At 73.1% G+C, this 20,206-nt stretch carries 19 protein-coding genes and 1 riboswitch; of the genes, 15 read left to right on the top strand and 4 right to left on the bottom strand.

The window, feature by feature from the left end; all coding sequences use genetic code 11:
* Window positions 1-38: 38 nt before the first annotated feature.
* Complete coding sequence (locus tag AH6_RS17710; RefSeq protein ID WP_245679351.1) at window positions 39-1,043, bottom strand: SAM-dependent methyltransferase; 1,005 nt, start codon at window positions 1,041-1,043, stop codon at window positions 39-41.
* A 109-nt stretch (window positions 1,044-1,152) separates the two neighbouring features.
* Here AH6_RS17710 and AH6_RS17705 point away from each other — a divergent pair, with 109 nt between their 5' ends.
* From AH6_RS17705 to AH6_RS17685, 5 genes are all read left to right on the top strand, one after another.
* Entirely contained in the window at window positions 1,153-2,355 is a 1,203-nt protein-coding gene (locus tag AH6_RS17705; RefSeq protein ID WP_067481115.1) for a sensor histidine kinase, read from the top strand.
* The gene (locus AH6_RS17700) at window positions 2,352-3,038 is read left to right on the top strand and encodes a response regulator (RefSeq protein ID WP_169807868.1); all 687 of its coding nucleotides are present in this window, start codon (window positions 2,352-2,354) and stop codon (window positions 3,036-3,038) included. The genes AH6_RS17705 and AH6_RS17700 overlap by 4 nt, the downstream gene beginning before the upstream one ends.
* Before the next feature lie 165 nt (window positions 3,039-3,203).
* The gene (locus tag AH6_RS17695) at window positions 3,204-3,461 is read left to right on the top strand and encodes a chaplin (protein WP_067481112.1); all 258 of its coding nucleotides are present in this window, start codon (window positions 3,204-3,206) and stop codon (window positions 3,459-3,461) included.
* 378 nt (window positions 3,462-3,839) lie between these two features.
* Window positions 3,840-4,616 (top strand): ABC transporter ATP-binding protein, encoded by a 777-nt coding sequence (locus tag AH6_RS17690; RefSeq protein WP_083983040.1) that lies wholly within the window; start codon window positions 3,840-3,842, stop codon window positions 4,614-4,616.
* 7 nt (window positions 4,617-4,623) lie between these two features.
* On the top strand, window positions 4,624-7,128 hold the full coding sequence (locus AH6_RS17685) for an ABC transporter permease (protein WP_067481110.1): 2,505 nt from the start codon (window positions 4,624-4,626) through the stop codon (window positions 7,126-7,128).
* A 78-nt stretch (window positions 7,129-7,206) separates the two neighbouring features.
* On the opposite strand, the gene AH6_RS17680 is transcribed toward AH6_RS17685, so the two are convergent.
* Window positions 7,207-7,428: a hypothetical protein gene (locus AH6_RS17680; protein WP_067481107.1), complete on the bottom strand. Its 222-nt coding sequence runs from the start codon at window positions 7,426-7,428 to the stop codon at window positions 7,207-7,209.
* 301 nt (window positions 7,429-7,729) lie between these two features.
* On the opposite strand from AH6_RS17680, the gene AH6_RS17675 reads away from it, so the two are divergent.
* The 7 genes from AH6_RS17675 (at window position 7,730) to lysX (ending at window position 14,968) form a co-directional block, all read left to right on the top strand.
* A complete protein-coding gene (locus tag AH6_RS17675) occupies window positions 7,730-8,692 on the top strand; it encodes a Rossmann-like and DUF2520 domain-containing protein (protein WP_083983038.1) in 963 nt (320 codons plus the stop codon).
* 13 nt (window positions 8,693-8,705) lie between these two features.
* Window positions 8,706-9,560, top strand: coding sequence for a pantoate--beta-alanine ligase (gene panC, locus AH6_RS17670; RefSeq protein ID WP_067481104.1), 855 nt, complete (start codon window positions 8,706-8,708; stop codon window positions 9,558-9,560).
* A gap of 35 nt (window positions 9,561-9,595) precedes the next feature.
* A complete protein-coding gene (gene panD, locus AH6_RS17665) occupies window positions 9,596-10,012 on the top strand; it encodes an aspartate 1-decarboxylase (protein ID WP_067481100.1) in 417 nt (138 codons plus the stop codon).
* A 126-nt stretch (window positions 10,013-10,138) separates the two neighbouring features.
* The gene (locus tag AH6_RS17660) at window positions 10,139-11,764 is read left to right on the top strand and encodes an L-aspartate oxidase (RefSeq protein WP_067481098.1); all 1,626 of its coding nucleotides are present in this window, start codon (window positions 10,139-10,141) and stop codon (window positions 11,762-11,764) included.
* Window positions 11,761-12,618: a carboxylating nicotinate-nucleotide diphosphorylase gene (gene nadC, locus AH6_RS47105; protein WP_067481095.1), complete on the top strand. Its 858-nt coding sequence runs from the start codon at window positions 11,761-11,763 to the stop codon at window positions 12,616-12,618. The genes AH6_RS17660 and nadC overlap by 4 nt, the downstream gene beginning before the upstream one ends.
* A 14-nt stretch (window positions 12,619-12,632) precedes the next feature.
* Window positions 12,633-13,412, top strand: a complete 780-nt coding sequence (locus AH6_RS17650; protein ID WP_067481092.1) for a type III pantothenate kinase — start codon at window positions 12,633-12,635, stop codon at window positions 13,410-13,412.
* Window positions 13,413-13,477: 65 nt separating this feature from the next.
* Window positions 13,478-14,968: a bifunctional lysylphosphatidylglycerol synthetase/lysine--tRNA ligase LysX gene (gene lysX / locus AH6_RS17645; RefSeq protein WP_083983036.1), complete on the top strand. Its 1,491-nt coding sequence runs from the start codon at window positions 13,478-13,480 to the stop codon at window positions 14,966-14,968.
* Window positions 14,969-15,210: 242 nt separating this feature from the next.
* Here the strand turns inward: lysX and AH6_RS17640 are convergent, their stop codons facing one another.
* Window positions 15,211-16,338, bottom strand: coding sequence for a LacI family DNA-binding transcriptional regulator (locus AH6_RS17640; RefSeq protein ID WP_083983034.1), 1,128 nt, complete (start codon window positions 16,336-16,338; stop codon window positions 15,211-15,213).
* A 447-nt stretch (window positions 16,339-16,785) separates the two neighbouring features.
* On the opposite strand from AH6_RS17640, the gene AH6_RS17635 reads away from it, so the two are divergent.
* Window positions 16,786-17,016: a LuxR C-terminal-related transcriptional regulator gene (locus AH6_RS17635; RefSeq protein WP_067481086.1), complete on the top strand. Its 231-nt coding sequence runs from the start codon at window positions 16,786-16,788 to the stop codon at window positions 17,014-17,016.
* Window positions 17,017-17,245: 229 nt separating this feature from the next.
* Here the strand turns inward: AH6_RS17635 and AH6_RS46640 are convergent, their stop codons facing one another.
* On the bottom strand, window positions 17,246-18,178 hold the full coding sequence (locus AH6_RS46640) for a C40 family peptidase (protein ID WP_067481130.1): 933 nt from the start codon (window positions 18,176-18,178) through the stop codon (window positions 17,246-17,248).
* Between the two features lie 192 nt (window positions 18,179-18,370).
* Window positions 18,371-18,520, bottom strand: a riboswitch (cyclic di-AMP (ydaO/yuaA leader).
* Window positions 18,521-18,853: 333 nt separating this feature from the next.
* On the opposite strand from AH6_RS46640, the gene AH6_RS17625 reads away from it, so the two are divergent.
* On the top strand, window positions 18,854-19,369 hold the full coding sequence (locus AH6_RS17625; protein ID WP_373861779.1) for an amino-acid N-acetyltransferase: 516 nt from the start codon (window positions 18,854-18,856) through the stop codon (window positions 19,367-19,369).
* Window positions 19,370-19,372: 3 nt separating this feature from the next.
* Window positions 19,373-20,197, top strand: a complete 825-nt coding sequence (locus AH6_RS17620; protein ID WP_067481080.1) for an RDD family protein — start codon at window positions 19,373-19,375, stop codon at window positions 20,195-20,197.
* The last annotated feature ends 9 nt before the right edge of the window (window positions 20,198-20,206 follow it).

Raw genomic sequence — 20,206 nt, 5'->3', positions numbered from 1 at the left:
GCCAGGCGAGCCCCCTGGGCCGGGACTTTGAAACACTGCTAGCCGTCCCGCAACGACTCGGGCAGCGGGACGCCGACGCTCTGGGCGAGCCAGCCGAAGCCGCCCAGCCCTTCGGCGTCGGTCAGCTCGGCGTTCTCGCCCGCCGCGCACAGCGCCGCCAGGTAGGCGCGCGGGTCGCTGTGGGCCATCTCGATCGGCGGGCGCGACCCCGTCACGCCCAAGGCGCGCAAGGCGTCGCGCTGGGTCGTCAGCAGGGTGGCCGAGGCCCCGGCGCGCTCCCCGGCGGCGGTGCAGGCGTCCAGCGCGACGTGCGCGGTGATGTCGCACGAGCCGTCCGGGACGGCGGCCACCGTCGCGCCGTCCCGGTAGCCGGTCAGCGTGCCGTAGACGGGCCGGGCCGCGCGCACGTGCGAGTAGTCGACCGCCACCGCCAGGCCGCGCTCCAGGCGTCCGACGACCGACGCCCAGGCCGCGCAGCGCGGGCGGCCGATCTCGGCGCGGTCGCCCGGCTCGCGCAGCGGCCACCAGCGCTCGGCCCACTCCAGGTCGGCGGGCGACGGCTCGGGGCCTGGTCGTTCGGCGCCGGTGGCCGGATCGACCAGCACGGTGCGCGGGCCGTCGGGGGTCTGCTCCACGACGTCGAGGGGGACGTTGTCGAGCCACTCGTTGGCGACGACCAGCCCGGTCACGGCGTCGGGCGGGTCGGGCCGCCACGTGATCGCCTCCGGCACGTCCGCCGGGCGCGGCGCGATCTCCACCGCGACCGGGTTGAGCCGCGCCGCCAGCTCCGGGGACGCCGAGCCGAGGATCTCGACCAGCAACCCGCCGCAACCCGCGCCGACGTCCACCAGGTCCAGCCGCCCGGGGCGGCCGAGCAGTACGTCCACCTCCGCCAGCAGCCGCGCCACCGCCGCCGCGAACCGCGGCGAGGCGTGCACCGAGGTGCGGAAGTGCTCGGCGGGGCGCTCCCCGCGCCGGTAGAACCCGCCCTGCCCGTAAAGCGCCTGCTCCATGGCGTCGCGCCAGGTCGTCCATGCGGCCACGACAGCGACGTTACCGGGCGCGCGCTCCCCGGCGGACTACTCCTTAGGGCGGACCCGGGTCCACCATGGGATTGATGGGGCCTGACCTGCGTGATCGTAGGCTGGTCCCATGGTCGGCAGAGTCTGGGACTGGTGGCGCGGCAGGCCCGCGCTGGTCGACGCCGCCTTCATGGCGCCGCTCCTGCTGCTCACGGTGATCCAGGCGCGCACGATCGGGGAGGTGTTCGGCCTCCGCAACGCCTCGGTGCCCGAGTACTGGGCGCTGAGCGCGGCCATGTTGCTGCCGCTGGTGTGGCGCCGCCGCTGGCCGCTCGCCACCTTCACGATCATCGCGCTGGCCTGCCTGGTGCAGTGGACGCGGTGGATCGCCCTGCTGCCCGGCGACGTCGCGCTGCTCATCGGGCTCTACACCGTCACCGCCTACCGCTCCTTCCGCTGGAGCCTCGCGGCGCTGGCGGCCGGGCTGGTCGGCGCGGTGCTGGAGTCGTGGCAGCAGTGGGTGCAATACGACCGGGATCTGCCGATGTCGGAGATGCGCGAACCGCTGGTGTTCCTGGTCGTGGTGCTCGTCGGCGTGTGGGTGCTCGGCCTGCACATGAGGACGCGCCGCGCCTACCTCAGCTCGTTGGAGGAGCGCGCCGCCCGGCTGGAGCGCGACCGCGAGAACGAGCTGCGGGCCGCCCGCGACACCGAGCGCGCCCGCATCGCCCGCGAGCTGCACGACGTGGTCGCGCACAACGTCAGCGTGATCATCGTGCAGGCCGACGGCGCGTCGTTCGCGATCGACTCCGACCCGGCCCGCGCCCGCAAGGCGCTGGAGACGATCGCGGCGACCGGCCGCACCGCGCTCGCCGAGATGCGGCGGCTGCTCGGCGTGCTGCGCGAGGGCGACGAGGGCGGCGGCTACGCGCCGCAACCGGGCGCGGACCAGCTCGCCGAGCTGGTCGACCAGGTGCGCGACGCGGGCCTGGCGGTGGAGCTGCGGGTGGCGGGGGAGCCGGCGCGGGTGTCGGAGGGCCGCCAGGTGACGGTCTTCCGGATCGTCCAGGAGGCGCTGACCAATACCCTCAAGCACGGCGGCCCGCGCGCCACGGCCCGGGTCGCGCTGGACTACGGCGACGACATGATCGAGGTCCGGGTGAGCGACGACGGCCGCGGCGCCGCCGCCGTCGGCGACGGCCGGGGCCACGGCCTGGTCGGGATGCGCGAGCGCGTCGCCGTCTACGGCGGCGAGGTGGTGGCCGCGCCCCGCGGGGGCGGCGGCTTCGAGGTGATCGCCCGGATACCGGTGCGCGAGGAGGCACGGACGTGAACGAGGAGCGGCCGATCCGGGTGCTCCTGGTCGATGACCAGGAGCTGGTGCGGACGGGTTTCACGATGGTGCTGGACGCCCAGCCCGACATCGAGGTGGCCGGGGAGGCCGGGGACGGGGCGCAGGCGCTGGAGCTGCTGCGCACCATCCCGGCCGACGTGGTGCTGATGGACGTGCGGATGCCGCGCATGGACGGCATCGAGGCCACCGGCCGGATCGTGGCGGCGGGCGGGCCCAAGGTGATCATCCTGACCACCTTCGACCTGGACGAGTACGCGTTCGCCGCGATCAAGGCGGGCGCGGGCGGCTTCCTGCTGAAGGACGCCGGGCCCGCCCAGCTCATCGAGGCCATCCGCGCGGTGCACTCGGGCGACGCGGTGGTGGCGCCCAGCACGACGCGGCGGCTGCTGGACCGGTTCGCGCTGCACCTGCCCGACGACGGCGACCGCCGCACCGGCGCGCTGGAGACGCTGACCGACCGCGAGCGCGAGGTGCTGCTGCTGGTGGCGCGCGGGTTGTCCAACGCCGAGGTCGCCGGGCGGCTCTACGTCTCCGAGGCGACGGTCAAGACGCACATGGGGCGCATCCTGATGAAGCTGGAGCTGCGCGACCGGGTGCAGGCGGTGGTGTTCGCCTACGAGACAGGTCTGGTCAAGAGCGGCCAAACCGGCAACTCGCCGTAACGGTTTCATCACCCTGAGGTGACTGTTTGAGGTTGACCGGCGGTTTGCGTTTCCCTTACCCATGGGTAGCTGGATAACTACCGTACGTGAACGTCCCCTGGCGGGGACGTGACCGAGGTGCAAGTCAGTAGGGCCCTCCGGGGCCCCACGTACGGGAGGATCACCATGCTCAAGAAGCTCGCCGCGACCGGCGTTCTCGCCTTTGCCGTCACCGGCTCGGTCCTGGCCGCCGCGCCCGCCAACGCCGACATCCACACCGACGGCTCCCACGGGGTGCTCTCGGGCAACCAGATCATCGCCCCGATCTCCATCCCGATCAACGTCTGCGGCAACTCGGTGGCCGTGCTCGGCATCGCCGGGTCCGGCTGCCAGGGCGGCGCGTCGGTCGTCGGGCACGCCCCCGGCCACCACAAGCACCACTGACCGACCGGCCGCCCGCCCGCGGCGCCGATCGGCCTGATCAGCCTGATCGGCGCGGGGCGGGAGCGGCCGGCCCGCGGCGCGCCCCCGCGCGCCGCCGAACGACCGAGAACGCGGCAGCGCCGGCGACCCCAGCCACCCGGGTCCCGGCGCTTTCGCGCGCCCGGGGGAGCGCGGGGCTCGGGGAGCCCAGGGAGTTCGGGAAGCTCGGCGGGCCGGGGAGATCGCCTCCGGGGCTGACGGCGGTGTACGACTCAGGTCGCACGCCGCGCCGCCGACCGGCCTCAGTGCTGACGCCAAGCGTGGCCGCGCGGTCGATGGCGGCGGCTCACAAGATTCCTAACGTGGTCGGTGTCCGCACAGTTCCACGGAGGAGTCATCGTGACCAGCACGTTCGCCGCCCCACCGCCGGCCGGCGGCACGCCCGCCGCCGCGCCGCCGGCCGTCGAGGCCGTCCAGGTGTCCAAGGTGTACGGGGCGGGGGACGCGGCCGTGCACGCCCTGCGCGGCGTCGGCGTCGGCTTCGCCCGCGGCGCGTTCACCGCGATCATGGGACCGTCCGGGTCCGGCAAGTCCACGCTGATGCACTGCCTGGCCGGGCTGGACACCGTCACCGAGGGCCGGGTGCGCATCGGCGACGCCGAGATCACCGGCATGAGCGACAAGCAGCTCACGATGCTCCGCCGCGAGCGCGTCGGCTTCGTCTTCCAGGCGTTCAACCTGCTGCCCACCCTCACCGCCGAGCAGAACATCCTGCTGCCGCTGGAGCTGGCCGGGCGCAAGCCGGACCGGGCGTGGTTCGACCAGGTCGTCGACGTGGTCGGGCTGCGCGACCGGCTCGGCCACCGGCCCGCCGAGCTGTCCGGTGGCCAGCAGCAGCGCGTCGCCTGCGCGCGGGCGCTGGTGGCGCGGCCCGAGGTGATCTTCGCGGACGAGCCGACCGGCAACCTGGACTCCCGCGCGGGCGCCGAGGTGCTGGGCTTCCTGCGCTCCTCGGTGCGTGAGATGGGCCGGACCATCGTCATGGTGACCCACGACCCGGTCGCCGCCTCCTACGCCGACCGCGTGGTGTTCCTGCGCGACGGCCGGATCGTCACCGAGCTGTTCCAGCCCACGCCCGACACCGTGCTGGACCGGCTCAAGAGCCTGGGCGGGTGAGGCGGCCGTGCTGAAGACCGCGCTGGCGGGCCTGCGGGCCCACAAGCTGAGGCTGCTGCTGACGGGCCTCGCCATCACGCTGGGCGTCGGGTTCATCGCCGGCACGTTCGTGCTGACCGACACCATCGACAAGGGCGTGGACGAGACCTTCGCCCGTTCCGCCGGCAAGGTGGACCTGGCGGTCGTGCCGAAGTCCGGGCCGGACGAGAAGGGCGTGCCGGTCGGGGTGCTCGCCAAGGTGCGCGGGGTGCCCGGCGTCACCGAGGCGCAGGGGCTGATCGACGGGAACGCCCCGCTGCTCGGCCGCAATGGCAAGGCGCTCGGCGACATGCCCACCGCCGCCAAGACCGTCCCGTCCGGGCGGTTGCTGCGCTACGAGGTGGACAAGGGCCGGGTTCCCTCCGGGCCCAACGAGGTCGTGCTCGACTCCCGCACCGCCGAGCGCGAGAAGTTCGGCGTCGGGCAGGCCGTCACGGTCCTCGACCACCGCGACCGGCCGCGCCGCTTCACCGTCGTCGGCCTGCTGGACTTCGGCATCGACGCCGACGCCTCCACGCGCGGCGCGGTCGGGTTCGACCCGGCCACCGCCGTGCGGATGACCGGCGCGAAGACGTTCGGCGAGATCGACGTCGTGGGCGGCGACCGCGCCGCCGTCGCGCGGGCCGCGGGCGGCGCCCAGGACGTGCTGACCGGCGAGGAGCTGGCCGCGAAGCTGGCCAGGTCCGCCGGCGCCGACACCAAGATGATCCGCGCCGGGCTGCTGGTCTTCGGCGTGGTCGCGATGCTGGTGTCGGCCCTGGTCATCTACAACACCTTCTCGATCCTCATCGCGCAGCGGATGCGCGAGATGGCGCTGCTGCGCTGCGTCGGCGCGACCCGCCGCCAGGTGTTCGGCAGCGTGCTGGCGGAGTCGGTCGTGGTCGGCCTGGTCGGCTCGCTGCTGGGCCTGGTCGTCGGGCTGGGGCTGGGCGCGGGCGCGCTCGCGCTGTTCAACCTCCTCGGCGCGCACCTGCCCGAGACCGGGGCCACGCTCGCGCCGCGCACGGTGGCGGTCGGCCTGCTGGTCGGCGTGCTGGTGACGGTGGTGTCGGCGGTGCTGCCCGCCCGCGCCGCCACCCGGATCGCGCCGGTCGCGGCGCTGCGCTCGGACCTGGAGCCGGGCACGGGCCGGTTCCGGCTCGGCTGGCCGCGCACCGTCGCGGCCGCGTTCTTCCTGCTGCTGGGCGCGGCGATCGGCGGGTTCGGCACCTTCGGCATGAAGAAGGGCGACATCGCGATGTACGTGGTCGCGGCCGCCGGGACGGTGTTCTTCCTCGGCGTGATCATCCTGATGCCCGCGCTGGTGCGGCCGCTGAGCCGTCTGGTCGGCGCGCTGCCGGGGAAGGTCGGCGGCGTGCCCGCGCGGCTCGCGGTGGCCAACGCCCAGCGTGCCCCGCGCCGGACCGCCACCACCACGATCGCGCTGACCGTCGGCGTCGGGCTGATGAGCCTGTTCGCGGTGGTCGCCGCCAGCGGCAAGGCGATGTCCAACGCGCAGATGGACAAGCAGTTCCCGGTGGACTTCCAGGTGCAGGCTCAGTTCAAGGCCGACGGCAAGGAGCACCGCGTCCCGCACGCGCTGGCGCAGGCGCTGCGGCAACGACCGGAGTTCAGCACCGTCATCGAGGCCCGCGGCAAGGAGACCGAGGCGGGCCGGGAGAAGGTGGACGTGACGACGCTGAGCGACGGCGCGCTGGGCACCGTCATCAAGCCGACCTTCAAGAGCGGCTCGGCCGGGGCGTTCAAGCCCGGCACCGCCCTCACCGACGCCTTCACCGCCGAGGCGCTCCACGTGAAGACCGGGGACACCGTGCGGATCAGCACCCGGCAGGGCGCCGTCCCGGTGCGGATCGCCGGGGTCTACGGGGCCGACGTGCCGCTGTCGGGCCTGCTGGTGCCGGACGCCGACTTCGACCGCTACTTCGACGTCCGCGACCCCACCTCCATCTACGCCAAGACCCGCGACGGGGTGGACGCCGCCGCCGCGCGCCAGGCGATCGAGGACGCCGCGCGGCCCTACCCCACGGCCCAGATCGGGTCGCAGGCCGAGATGCGCGAGCAGATCAGCGAGGCGGTGGACATGATCCTGATGATCTTCGGGGGGCTGCTCGGCCTGGCGGTGATCATCGCGCTGTTCGGCATCGCCAACACGCTGACGTTGTCGGTGGTGGAGCGCACCCGCGAGTCGGCGCTGCTGCGGGCCCTCGGGCTCACCCGCCGCCAGCTGCGCCGGATGTTGTCGGTGGAGGCGCTGGTGATGGCCGTGATCGGCGCGTTCACCGGCGTGGTGCTGGGCATCGGGTTCGGCTGGGCGGCCACCACGGCGATGTCGGAGAACTCGGTGTTCACGGTGCCGTTCGGGCAGATCGCCGGGTTCATCGTGCTGGCGGGCCTGGCGGGGATGCTGGCCGCGGTGCTGCCCGCGCGGCGCGCCGCCAAGGCGTCGATCGTGGAGTCGCTCGCCCACGACTGACCCGCACCTGCCCCGCAGGGCTCCGCCCCACCGCTCGTACGGGTAGCGGTGGGGCGGAGGCGGTGTACGGAAGGCCCGTCAGTCGTTCCAGGTCGCGTTGCCGTTGCAGTTGGTGCTCGCCTGACCGGCGACCGACACCGAGCCGCAGGTGACCCCGTAGCCTCCGACGATCATGACGTTGACGTTGTTGCCGACCGCCTCTCCGTGGTTGTTGGTCCCGGCCATGGCGGGGCCCGCCGCGAGGGCGGAGCCGGCGAGGGTGGCGGCGACGGCGGCGGTCTTGAGGGCGGTCTTGATCACGGTGTCTCCCTAGCGTCGGGGGGCGGAGCGCCCTGGTTTCACCTTGTGAGCGCGGTGCGCGCATCTTCACCTTGCGTGACGGCCATCACAACCCAGAGTTACTCCCGCTGCAAGATCAAAGGCAAGAGGTCGCTCTGTGTGACGGCACAAATGTGGCGCGTTACCAGAGACTCTTGTGACTCCTGGTATTCGTATGGTCACTGAGATGAGAGAGTGCCCGGGATGCCGGACGGTCGCCGGGCCGCGGGTACGCTGGGTCGCGCACGTCCGGTACCTACACCTGAGGACTGGAACGACTTCCATGGACGCACCCGCCACGTCGGCTTCCGACCTGCCCGCTTCCGACCGGCCCGCCCCCGCGCCGTCGCCCGCCCCCGGCGAGCCGCGCCCCGAGGACCGGCCCGCCCGGCTGACCGTGGGCGTCGTGGGCGCGGGACGGGTCGGCACCGCGCTCGGTGCCGCGCTCGACCGCGCCGGGCACCGCGTCGTGGCCGCCTCGGCGGTCTCGGAGGCGTCCCGGCGGCGCGCCGCCGAGCGCCTGCCCGGCGTCGCCCTCGGCACCCCGCAGGAGGTCGTGGCGGCCGCGAGCCTGGTGCTGCTGACCGTCCCCGACGACGCGCTCCGCGAGCTGGCGGCGGGCCTGGTCGCCACCGGCGTCCCGGTCGCGGGCAAGCTGTTCCTGCACACCAGCGGCCGCTACGGCACGGCGGCGCTCGACGACCTCACCCGCGCGGGCGCGCTGCCGCTGGCGGTGCATCCCGTCATGACCTTCACCGGGCGGCCCGACGACGTGGACCGGCTGGACGGCATCTCCTTCGGCGTCACCGCGCCCGAGCCGCTGCGCCCGGTCGCCGAGGCGCTGGTCCTGGAGATGGGCGGCGAGCCGGTCTGGATCACCGAGGAGCGCCGCCCGCTGTATCACGCGGCGCTGGCCGGGGGCGCCAACCACCTGGTCACGCTGGTGGTGGAGTCGATGGACCTGCTGCGCGAGGCCGGGGCCGACGAGCCGGGCCGGATGCTGGGCCCGCTGCTGGGCGCGGCGCTGGACAACGCGCTGCGCCTCGGCATCGACGGCCTGACCGGGCCGGTCGCGCGCGGCGACGCGGGCACCGTCGCCGACCACGTCGGCGAGCTGGCCCGGCACTCCCCGGAGGGCCGCCGCGCCTACGTCGCGCTCGCCCGCCTCACCGCCGACCGCGCGCTGGGCGCGGGCCTGCTCAAGCCCGAGGACGCCGAGCGGCTCCTCGAAGTGCTGGCGGACTGACCGAGGAGGATGCATGACGCCCGTCATCGCCCAGACCCGCGAGGAGCTCGCGGCGGTCCGCGCCGGGGTCGGGGGGACCCTGGCGCTGGTGCCGACCATGGGGGCCCTGCACGAGGGGCACCGCTCGCTGATCCGCAAGGCGCGGCAGCTGGCCGACGCCGTCGCGGTGAGCGTCTTCGTCAATCCGCTCCAGTTCGGTGCGGGCGAGGACCTGGACCGCTACCCCCGCACCTTCGCCGCCGACATCGAGGCGTGCGCGGCCGAGGGCGTGGACGTGGTGTTCGCGCCGACCGTCGAGGTGATGTACCCCGACCGGCCGCAGGTCACGGTGCAGGCCGGGCCGATGGGGGAGCGGGTCGAGGGGCGGACGCGGCCTGGACACTTCGACGGAATGTTGACCGTCGTGCTGAAGTTGTTCCATCTGGTGAACCCCGATATCGCGGTCTTCGGAGAGAAGGACGCCCAGCAGCTGGCGATGATCCGCCGCATGGTCGCCGACCTGAACGTCCCGGTCGAGATCGTCGGCGGGCCCACCGTCCGCGAGCTGGACGGCCTGGCCCTGTCCAGCCGCAACCGCTACCTGTCCGGCGACGAGCGGCGCACCGCCGTGGCGCTGTCGCAGGCGTTGCAGGCGGGCGCGGACGCGGCCGCCGGCGGCCCGGCCGCGGTGGTCGGGGCGGCGCGCGCGGTCCTGGACAAGGCCGCCTCCGCCGAGCCGCCGCTCGCGCTGGACTACCTGGTCCTGGTGGACCCGGCGACCTTCACCGAGGTGGCGGCCGGGCACACCGGCCCGGCCGTGCTCGCCGTGGCGGGCCGGGTCGGGACCACCCATCTGATCGACAACCTCCCGGTGCAGTTCGGCTCGTAGCCGCCGGCACGAGACCCCCCTCAAGGAGAGCGCCCATGATGCGGACCATGTTCAAGAGCAAGATCCACCGCGCCACGGTCACCCAGGCCGACCTGCACTACGTGGGGTCGCTGACCATCGACCAGGACCTGCTGGAGGCCGCCGACCTGCTGCCGGGCGAGCAGGTGCACATCGTGGACATCGACAACGGCGCGCGGCTGGAGACCTACCTGATCGCCGGCGAGCGCGGCTCGGGCGTGATCGGCATCAACGGCGCGGCCGCCCGCTTGGTGGCCCCCGGCGACCTGGTCATCATCATCAGCTACGCCCAGCTCAGCGACGCCGAGGCGCGCGAGTTCGTGCCGACCGTGGTGCACGTGGACCGGGACAACAAGATCATCTCGCTGGGCACCGACCCGGCCGAGCCGGTGCCCGGCACCAAGGACGCGCGCGGCGACCTGGTGCACGGCTGACCTGCTCCTTCCTGCGGCCGTCCACCCCTCAGGGGTGGGCGGCCGTCGCTTGTGCGGGGACCCGTGTCGGGAGCATCCGGGGGTTAATGTCACAATGACGAGAACAACTCCTCCGGAGGAGGGCACATGGCCCCTCGACCCACCCCCCGGGCGCTCGCCGCCCCCGCGCCCGGCTGGACCGCCGACGCCGACGTGGTCGTGATCGGCTCCGGCATCGCGGGCCTGGTCGCCGCCCTGCGCTGCCGCGCCCACGGCCGCGTGCTGCTGGTCACCAAGGCGCTGCTGGACGCCGGGTCCACCCGCTGGGCGCAGGGCGGGATCGCCGCCGCGCTCGACGCCGACGACAGCCCCGCCGACCACCTCGCCGACACCCTGACGGCCGGGGTCGGGGTGTGCGACGAGGCCGCCGTCCGCGTGCTGGTCACCGAGGGCCCGGACGCGGTGCGGCGGCTGGTCGACCTCGGCGCGCGCTTCGACCTCGCCGCGTCGGGGGAGATCTCGCTGACCCGCGAGGGCGGCCACCACCGGCGGCGCATCGCGCACGCGGGCGGCGACGCCACCGGCGCGGAGATCAGCCGGGCGCTGCGGGCGGCGCTCAAGGAGACCGGGATCGAGGTCATCGAGCACGCCCTGGTGCTGGACCTGCTCAAAGACGGCGCGGGCCGCGCCGCCGGTGTCACGCTCCACGTGATGGGCGAGGGCCAGCCGGGCGGCGTCGGGGCCGTGCGCGCGCCCGCCGTCGTGCTGGCCACCGGCGGCCTCGGCCAGGTGTTCTCGGCCACCACCAACCCCGACGTCTCCACCGGCGACGGGGTGGCGCTGGCGCTGCGCGCCGGGGCCGAGGTGAGCGACCTGGAGTTCGTGCAGTTCCATCCGACCGTGTTGTGGCTGGGACCGGGCGCACGCGGGCGGCAGCCGCTGGTGTCGGAGGCCGTCCGGGGCGAGGGCGCGTACCTGGTGGACGGCTCCGGCGAGCGCTTCATGGTCGGCCGCCACGAGCTCGCCGAGCTGGCCCCGCGCGACATCGTCGCCAAGGGGATCATGAACCGGATGCGGGAGACCGGCGAGCCCTGCATGTACCTGGACGCCCGGCACTTCGGCGCGGACATGTGGGAACGGCGCTTCCCGACGATCCTGGCGGCCTGCCGCGACCACGGCATCGACCCGGTCACCGACCTGATCCCCGTCCTGCCCGCCGCCCACTACGCCAGCGGCGGCGTGCGGACCGACCTGGACGGCCGCACCTCGGTCCCCGGCCTGTACGCGTGCGGCGAGGTCGCCTGCACCGGCGTGCACGGCGCGAACCGGCTGGCGTCCAACTCGCTGCTGGAGGGCCTGGTGTTCGCCGAGCGGATCGCGGCGGCGATCGGCGCGGAACCCCTCCCGGAGATCCCGGAAGCCGACCTGGCCGCCGTCCCCGGGACGCTGCCGGACCCGGCCGCGCGCGGCGAGATCCAGCGGATCATGACGGCGTACACCGGCGTGTTGCGCGACGCCGACGGCCTGGCCACCGCCGAACGCGAGCTGGCGGCCCTGGGCGGCGACGCCGAGCCTGGCGTGGCGGCCTGGGAGACCGCCAACCTGCACCTGGTCGCCTCCGCGATCGTCGCGGCGGCGCGGCGGCGCACCGAGACCCGCGGCAGCCACTGGCGCGCCGACCACCCCGACCGCGACGACGCCGCCTGGCGCGGCCACCTGGTCACCCGCCTGGACGGCGGGGAGCTGACGACCCACTTCGAGGAGATGGCATGACACCCGAACTCCAGGACCGGCTGCGCGAGGCCGGGCTCGATCCACAGGCTGTGGAGAACGTCGTGCGGGTCGCGCTGGCCGAGGACGGCGACACCGACGTCACCAGCGAGCCCATCTTCGGCCCGGACGAGACCTCGCGCGGGGACTTCACGGCCCGCGAGGACGGCGTCATCGCGGGCGTCCCGGTCGCCGAGGTCGTCTTCGAGCTGCTGGGGATCGACTACGAGGCCGGGGTCGCCGACGGGGACCGGGTGCGCGCCGGCGACGTCCTGATCACCGTGACGGGCCCGACCCGCGCGGTGCTGCGCGCCGAGCGGATCGCCCTCAACCTGCTCACCCACCTGTCCGGCGTCGCGACCGCGACCCGCCGCTGGCAGGACGCGATGGCGGGCACCAAGGCGCGCGTGCGCGACAGCCGCAAGACCCTGCCGGGCCTGCGCGCCCTCCAGAAGTACGCGGTGCGCTGCGGCGGCGGCGTCAACCACCGGATGGGCCTGCACGACTCCGCGTTGATCAAGGACAACCACGTGGCGGCGGCCGGGTCGGTCACCAAGGCGTACCAGGCGATCCGGGCGGCCCACCCCGACCTGCACATCCAGGTCGAGTGCGACACGTTGCCGCAGGTGGAAGAGGCTCTGGCGGTCGGCGCGACCAGCATCCTGCTGGACAACATGGACGACGCCGACATGGCCGAGGCGGTGCGGCTCGCCGGGGACCGCGCCGAGCTGGAGGCCAGCGGCGGCCTGTCCTTGGACCGGGCCCGAGATGTCGCCGTGACCGGTGTGGACTACCTTGCAGTAGGTGCGCTGACCCACTCGGCGCGCGTGTTCGACATCGGCCTTGACTTCTCCTGACCAGCGGGGACCTGATGCTGCTCACCATCGACGTCGGTAACACCCACACCGTCCTCGGCCTGTTCGAGGGCGAGGAGGTCATCGAGCACTGGCGGATCAACACCGACCCCCGGCGCACCGCCGACGAGATCGCCGTGGTCCTCCAGGGCCTGGTCCAGCAGAGCCCGCTGCTGGCCGAGACCGACATCAGCGGCATCGCGCTGTGCTCGACCGTCCCGTCGGTCCTGCACGAGATGCGGGAGATGTGCCGGCGCTACTACGGCGACGTCCCCGCCGTGATCGTCGAGCCCGGCGTCAAGACCGGCGTCCCGGTCCGCATGGACAACCCCAAGGAGGTCGGCGCCGACCGCATCGTGAACGCGCTGGCCGCCGTGCACCTGCACGGCGGCCCGGCGATCGTGGTGGACTTCGGCACCGCCACCACCTTCGACGCCGTCTCGGCCAAGGGCGAGTACGTGGGCGGCGCGATCGCCCCCGGCATCGAGATCTCCATCGACGCGCTGTCGGTGCGCGGCGCCCAGCTCCACAAGATCGAGCTGGTCCGGCCGCGCAACGTGATCGCCAAGAACACCGTCGAGGCCCTCCAGTCCGGCATCATCTTCGGCTTCGCGGGCCAGGTGGACGGCATCGTGGAGCGCATGTCGGAGGAGCTGGCCACCGAGCCGGAGGAGGTCACGGTGATCGCCACCGGCGGCCTCGCCCCGCTGGTGCTGGAGGAGTCGCGCAGCATCGACGAGTTCGAGCCCTGGCTGACCCTGGTCGGCCTGCGCCTGATCTACCAGCGCAACACCTGACGCGCCCGGCCCCGCTCTCGGCGACTCGTTCCCCGGGCACCGGAGCGGGTCGATAGCCTTAGCGGGTGAGTGACGAGACCTACGACGACCTCCCGGAGCAGATGCGTGTGCGCCGGGAGAAGCTCGACCGCCTCCGCGAGAGCGGCATCGACCCGTACCCGGTGACCTTCCCGCGCACCGCGACCATCGCCGAGGTCCGGGAGAAACACCCGGACCTGGAGCCGGGCACCGAGACGGGCGAGAAGGTCGGCGTCACCGGGCGCGTCATGCTCATCCGCAACACCGGCAAGCTGTGCTTCGCCACCATCCGCGACGGCTCCGGCGACATCCAGGTCATGCTGTCGCTCGCCAACGTCGGCCAGGAGCAGTTGGACGCCTGGAAGCGCGACGTGGACCTCGGCGACCACATCGGCGTCGAGGGCGAGGTGATCACCTCCCGGCGCGGCGAGCTGTCGATCATGGCCGACCGGTACGCGATCACCGCCAAGTGCCTGCGGCCGCTGCCCGACAAGCACGCCGGGCTCACCGACCCCGAGGCGCGGGTCCGCCAGCGCTACGTGGACCTCATCGTCAACGACGAGGCGCGCAAGATGGCGCACGTCCGCAGCGCGACCGTGCGCGCGGTGCGCGACTTCTGGCACGAGGAGGGCTATCTCGAAGTCGAGACGCCCATGCTCCAGCCGATCCACGGCGGGGCGGCGGCGCGGCCGTTCCAGACGCACATCAACGCCTACGACATGGACCTGTACCTGCGGATCGCGATCGAGCTGTACCTCAAGCGGCTCGTCGTCGGCGGCATCGAGAAGGTCTTCGAGATCAACCGGAACTTCCGGAACGAGGGCGCGGACTCCACGCACAACCCGGAGTTCACGATGCTGGAGGCGTACGGCACCTACCTCGACTACAACGACATGGCCGACCTCACCCAGCGCATGTACCAGAAGGCCGTGCAGGCGGCGCTGGGCACCAGCGTGGTGGTGCACGGCGACCGGGAGGTCGACCTCGGGCTCGCGCGGTGGCCGCGCATCACGCTGTACGGGTCGGTGTCGGAGAAGCTGGGCGAGGAGATCACCCCGCACACCCCGATCGAGGCCGTGCGCAAGCTCGCCGACGCGCGCGACGTCCACTGGGACCCCAAGTGGGGGCAGGGCAAGCTCGTCCAGGAGATCTTCGAGGAGCTGATCGAGCACACGCTGGTCCAGCCGACGTTCGTCATGGACTACCCGCTGGAGACCTCCCCGCTGACCCGCCAGCACCGCGACGAGCCGCTGCTGACCGAGAAGTGGGACCTGATCGGCTTCGGCACCGAGCTGGGCACCGCCTACTCGGAGCTGGTCGACCCGATCGAGCAGCGCCGCCGCCTCACCGAGCAGTCGCTGCTGGCGGCCGGGGGCGATCCCGAGGCGATGCAGCTGGACGAGGACTTCCTGCGGGCGCTGGAGTACGCGATGCCGCCGACCGGCGGCATGGGCGCGGGCATCGACCGGATGATCATGGCCTTCACCGGCAAGGGCATCCGGGAGACGATCCTGTTCCCGCTCGTCAAGCCGGAGTAGGCACGGCGCGGGCGGCCTCCCGGGACCGGGGGCCGCCCGCGGGCACGCTCGGACGCGGTTCGGACACGTACAGACGCCTCCGGGCACGCTCAGGCGCGCCCCAGATACGCACAGGCGCCTTCGGGTGCGCTCAGGCACACACAGGTGTCTCTGGAATTCTCAGACGCGTCTCAGGCGCGCTCAGGCGTTTCCGGGGCGTGGCCGGGCGCGCCCCGGAACCGTCCGACGCCGCTCGGGCGCGTTCAGGCCGACTCGCGGATCACCAGTTCCGGGGCCAGGATGATCTGGCGGTGCTCGTGCCGCGCCCCCTCGGCCGTCTCGGCGAGCGCCAGCTCGGCCGCCTCCATGCCCAGCTCGCGGCGCGGTTGCCGGATCGTCGTGAGCGGCACCGCGGCGCCGGCGGCCAGCTCGATGTCGTCGTAACCGATCACCGCGATGTCCTCGGGCACCCGCACGCCCAGCCGGATCAGCTCGTTGACCAGCCCGACGGCCAGCAGGTCGTTGGCGCAGAACACACCCGTCGGCACCGGCGACAGCGCCAGCACCCGGTGCGCGGCCGCCCGCCCCTCGCCGACCGTCAGCGCCTCCTGCGTCAGCGTGACCAGCTCGCCGCCGCCCGCCTTGGCCAGGGTGCGGGCCGCGCCGTCGCGGCGCTCCAGGCACGGCTGCGGCTCGGGCCGCCCGGTCACGAACACCATGTCGTCGCGGCCCAGCTCCAGCAGGTGCGCGGCCGCGATGTCACCGCCGACCATGTGGTCGACCTGGGCGGAGCAGACCTGGTCGCCCGCCCGGTCCAGCAGCACCACCGACATGCCCGCCGCGCGCAGCCGCGCGATGCCGTCGGCCTTCAGGCAGACCGGGATCACCACCACGCCCGTGGCGCGCTGGTCCTCCAGCAGCTCCAGCAGCCGGCGCTCCTTGTCGGGCGAGTGGTCGGTGGTGAGCCAGAACGCCTCGTAGCCCGCGGCGTTCAGCGTCAGCTCCGCGCCGCGCGCCACATCGGTGGCGTAGGGGTTGGCGAGGTCCTCCACGATGACGCCGAACGCGCGGGCGCGCGGTGACCGGCGCCCCTCGGACGCCTCGGGCTCGTCGGGGCCGTCGGGGCCCGTGCGGAGCCGTCGCGCGGACTCGTTGCGCACGAATCCGAGCTCGTCGATCGCCGCGCGCACGCGGTCTCGGGTCGCTTCGGCCACGAGGTCTGGCCGGTTTAGGACATTCGAAACGGTCCCAACTGAGACTCCGGCACGCTTCGCGACCTCGCGAATACTGCTCTGTGGCAAGGCACTCCTCGTCGGCCCCGGATCTGTTTTCGCAGGTTGTCGAGTTCCCCGTGGCAGGCCCCCGCGCACATGGTCACGGAAAGTGGTCATAGGAGCACGGATAGCACTCAATCGACGCTTGACGGGCCGGATCCGGCCGCCTAGCGTTCCGAGCCGAAGCGTAGCTTGAAACGATTCACGATCTTCGTTCACGGCCGGGTCGGCGGAGCCCGGCGGTGTTGCGGCGAGACCGAGGCGAAGGGACGGGCAGGGATGGCTGGAGATCTCGATCCGGACCGCGTTCGGTGGGCCAACGTCTGAATCGTCACCCGGAGTTCCCCTACGGCGCCCCGCAATCGACCCATCGGCCACCTCCGGCCAAGCACGTGAGACGGCAAAGGAACCAGATGATCTAAGTCCGGAAGGCTCCGGACCCGGCAACCCAACGCGCGACACAGAACACAGGCGACGACGACGCTCACCCGTGGACGCTCACCCGTACCTGTGCAGCGGACGGCTGCATCCCCGCGGTCATCACCACGGACGAGGGAGGACGGAGTGGAACAGGCCACACTCGTACGGCGTGGCACCGAGGACCCGCGGCTGAGCGAGGAGGAGATCCGGCTGCTCGCCCAGATCGCCAGCGGTGTCACCGCAGATGTGGCGGCACGCAAGCTCGAGCTGAGCGCGAGGACCCTGCGGCGACGGCTGCGGACGATCTGCGACCGGCTGGAGGTCAACACCCCTATCGAGGCCGTGGTGTGGGCGGCCCGAAGGCAGCTCATCTGACCGGTCCGACCGACGAACTCCGTCCGACCCCGCAGCGGCGGCGCCGCACCCCCGGCAGGTAGGTCCCTGCAGTAGGCGCCGCCGCGGACGCAGTTCACCGGCACCGGCCAGACCCCGCGCGCTCCCGGCCCCGACCGGATCCCGCGCGCCACCGGCTCCGGCCGGACCCCGCGCGTCCGCTGCCGGACCCCGCGCGCCACCGGCCCGGCCGCCGCCTGGCCCGTCGCGGTCAGGCGACCCGGACCGCGCCGGCGAACGGGCGGCCGCCGATCGGCGCGATCTTGACGACGTCCCCGGTCTGCGGGGCGTGCAACATCTTCCCGTCGCCCACGTACATGCCCACGTGGTGCAGGTCGGAGTAGAAGAACACCAGGTCGCCCGGCTGCATCTGGTCGCGGGAGACGTGGGTGCCGGCGTTCCACTGGCTGCCGGTGTAGTGCGGCAGGCTCACCCCGACCTTGCCGTAGGCCCACATGATCAGCCCGGAGCAGTCGAAGGTGGTGGGCCCGGCGGCGCCCCACACGTACGGGCGGCCGATCTGCGTCATCGCCAGGCGCAGCGCCTGCGCGGCCTTGCCGCTGCCGACCACCGGCAGCTTGGCCAGCTGCGTCGGGTCCTTCTTCACCAGCTTGCCGCGCACCTGCTCGTAGGTCTTGGTGACCTTCTCGCGCTGCGACTCCAGCTGGCCCCGCAACGTCTTGACCTGCTTGGCGCGCTCCTCGGCGGCGCGGCGGGCGCGCTGGGCGGCCTGCATCGTCTGCATCAGCCCGGCGACCTTGGTGCCGTCGCGCTGGGCGAAGTAGGTGAGGGTCGCCGACTGGTCGAGCACCGCCTGCGGGTCCTGGGCGGCGACGAAGGACAGGGTGGGGTCGGTGCCGCCCTGCATGTAGCTGGTGGCGGCCAGGTTGCCGATCTTGTCGCGCAGCCCCTCCAGCGACTTCTCCTGGCGCTCGGCGTTCTCGGTGGCGACCGTGGCGGCCCGCTGCGACTGCTGGAGCTTCACCTTGAGCCCGTTGTACTGCTCGGTGAGCTGTTCGAGCTGGTCGGCGAGCTTGTGCGCCTGGGAGTTGAGCTCTTTGGTGTCGTCGGGGTCGGCGTGCGCGGGCGCGGCGGAGAGGGTCGGGACGGTCACGGTGACGGCGGCGAGGACGCCGGCGGCCACGACCGAACGGAAGGCCGGGCGGAAGGCCGGGCGCGGGGCCGGACGCGGAACGGCGCGGGCGGCCGGACGGTCGGCGGGGCGGCGGGTCCCGGCACGCGGGAAGGCGGAACGGCGGCCTCGGTCGCCCGGGACGGGCGGCGACCCGGCCGGGGTGCGCGGCGGCAAGGCTGCAGGGCGCGATGGCTCCACGGTTTCTCCCCTCCTGATCCGCCTACCGGGTTAGCTGACGGGTTCGGGCCGGAGCAGCCCGTCCACGCGCGCACGCGGTCGGCGTGCGGTGGTGGATTGACCCCGATCGGCGGCCGGTTCTACGGGCGGGTCCCGTGGCGGCGTCGAAGGTGGGTCCCCGGTTCGCGGACCGCCGGCTGCGGCCCGTGATTCGGCGGTGCGGGCCGCCGACTGGTGCGGGCGGCCGATGTCAGCGCAGGACACTAACGGAGTCGGCAGGGGATGCCAACAAGAACAGGCGAAATCGCAGGTGACACGCGATGTCGCGTGGGGCTCGCCGGGCGGTCCGGACGGCCGCCGCGCCTCCGGCCGTCCTCTTCGCCGGGCGCGCCCGGCGAAGAGGCGGATCGCGGGCCGTCCCCGCTCGATCACCTGTTGTCGCGCTACCAAGGGTAAGGGCGCGCCGACCCTTGGTAAAGAGCCGGTCTTCGATAATGTCGCCTGATTGTGGAAGTCGTGATCAGGCGTGCCCGCACCGCCGACGTGCCGGAGATCAGGGAACTGGTCGAGCTCTACGGCGGAACGGGCCGGCGCCTGCTGCAGAAGACCACCGTGACGCTCTACGAGGACGTCCAGGAGTTCTGGGTCGCCGCGGATCTGCAGAGCGGCGGGACCGTCGTCGGCTGCGGCGCGCTGCACGTGATGTGGGAGGACCTGGCCGAGGTCCGCTCGGTCGCGGTCGCGCCGGGGCTGAACGGCCGGGGCATCGGGCACCGCATCGTGACGCGGCTGCTGGAGCAGGCGCGGGATCTGGGCGTGCGGCGGGTGTTCTGTCTTACCTTCGAGGTGGAGTTCTTCGCACGGCACGGTTTTCGGACAATCTTGGGAACCCCCGTATCGCCCGAGGTGTACGAGGAACTCCTGCGTTCCTACGACGAAGGCGTGGCCGAGTTCCTGGACCTCGACCGGGTCAAGCCGAATACGTTGGGGAACACCCGCATGTTGCTTCGCCTGGAGGACTGACCGATGAGCGAATCCCCCCACCGGGGCGGGCAGTACCCGCCGCCGGGCGGCCCGTCCTACGGCCCGCCGCCCTCCTATCAGGGGTCCCAGTGGCAGAGCGGGCAACAGCCGCAGCCGCGGCACACCGCCGAGGCCTCCTACGGCGCCTATGACGAGTACGGCGGTTACGGCCGGCAGGGCGGTTACGAGGGCGGTTACGAGGGCGGCGGGTACCAGGGCGACGCCGCCGACCTGCCACTCGCGCCGATCGGCCGCCGCGCCGTCGCGCGGATCGCCGACAACGCGCTGGTCGCGGTGTTCGGGTTCGCGCTGGTCGTGCCGGTCACCGTGGGCGTGTTCGGGCTGGAGACCTCCGGGAGCAAGACCTCCACCGAGGGCGCGATCTGGAACTGGCCGATCATCTTCACGCTGTTCGCGGTGCTGGCGGTCATCCCGTTCGTCTACGAGGCCGTGCAGCTGTCGTTGTGGGGCCGCACGCTCGGCAAGCGGATCACGCACCTGGGCGTCGTCCAGCGCGACCCGGCGGGCGCGCCGATCACCACCGCGCAGGCGGCCATGCGGGCGGGCGTCACCCACCTCGGCTACCAGATCGGGGTGTTCTTCTTCCTGGTGCTGGCGGTGAAGGTCTGGGAGTACGCGGCCTACGGGATGTTGCTGGCCTGGATCGGCGGGTTGATGGCCTACCTGTGGGCGATCTGGGACCAGCCGCTGCGCCAGTCGCTGCACGACCGCCTGTCGGGGACGGTCGTCATCGACGAGCGCGTCGAGGACGGCGACCACGACGGTCACGGGCACGACGGTCACGGGCACGGCGGCTACGGACACTAGGACGCGCGG

The sequence above is a fragment of the Actinomadura hibisca NBRC 15177 genome, assembly GCF_001552635.1.
GTDB lineage: Bacteria > Actinomycetota > Actinomycetes > Streptosporangiales > Streptosporangiaceae > Spirillospora > Spirillospora hibisca.
The sequence above is the reverse complement of the archived record's forward strand: the minus strand, read 5'-3'. Positions and strand labels throughout refer to the sequence as shown.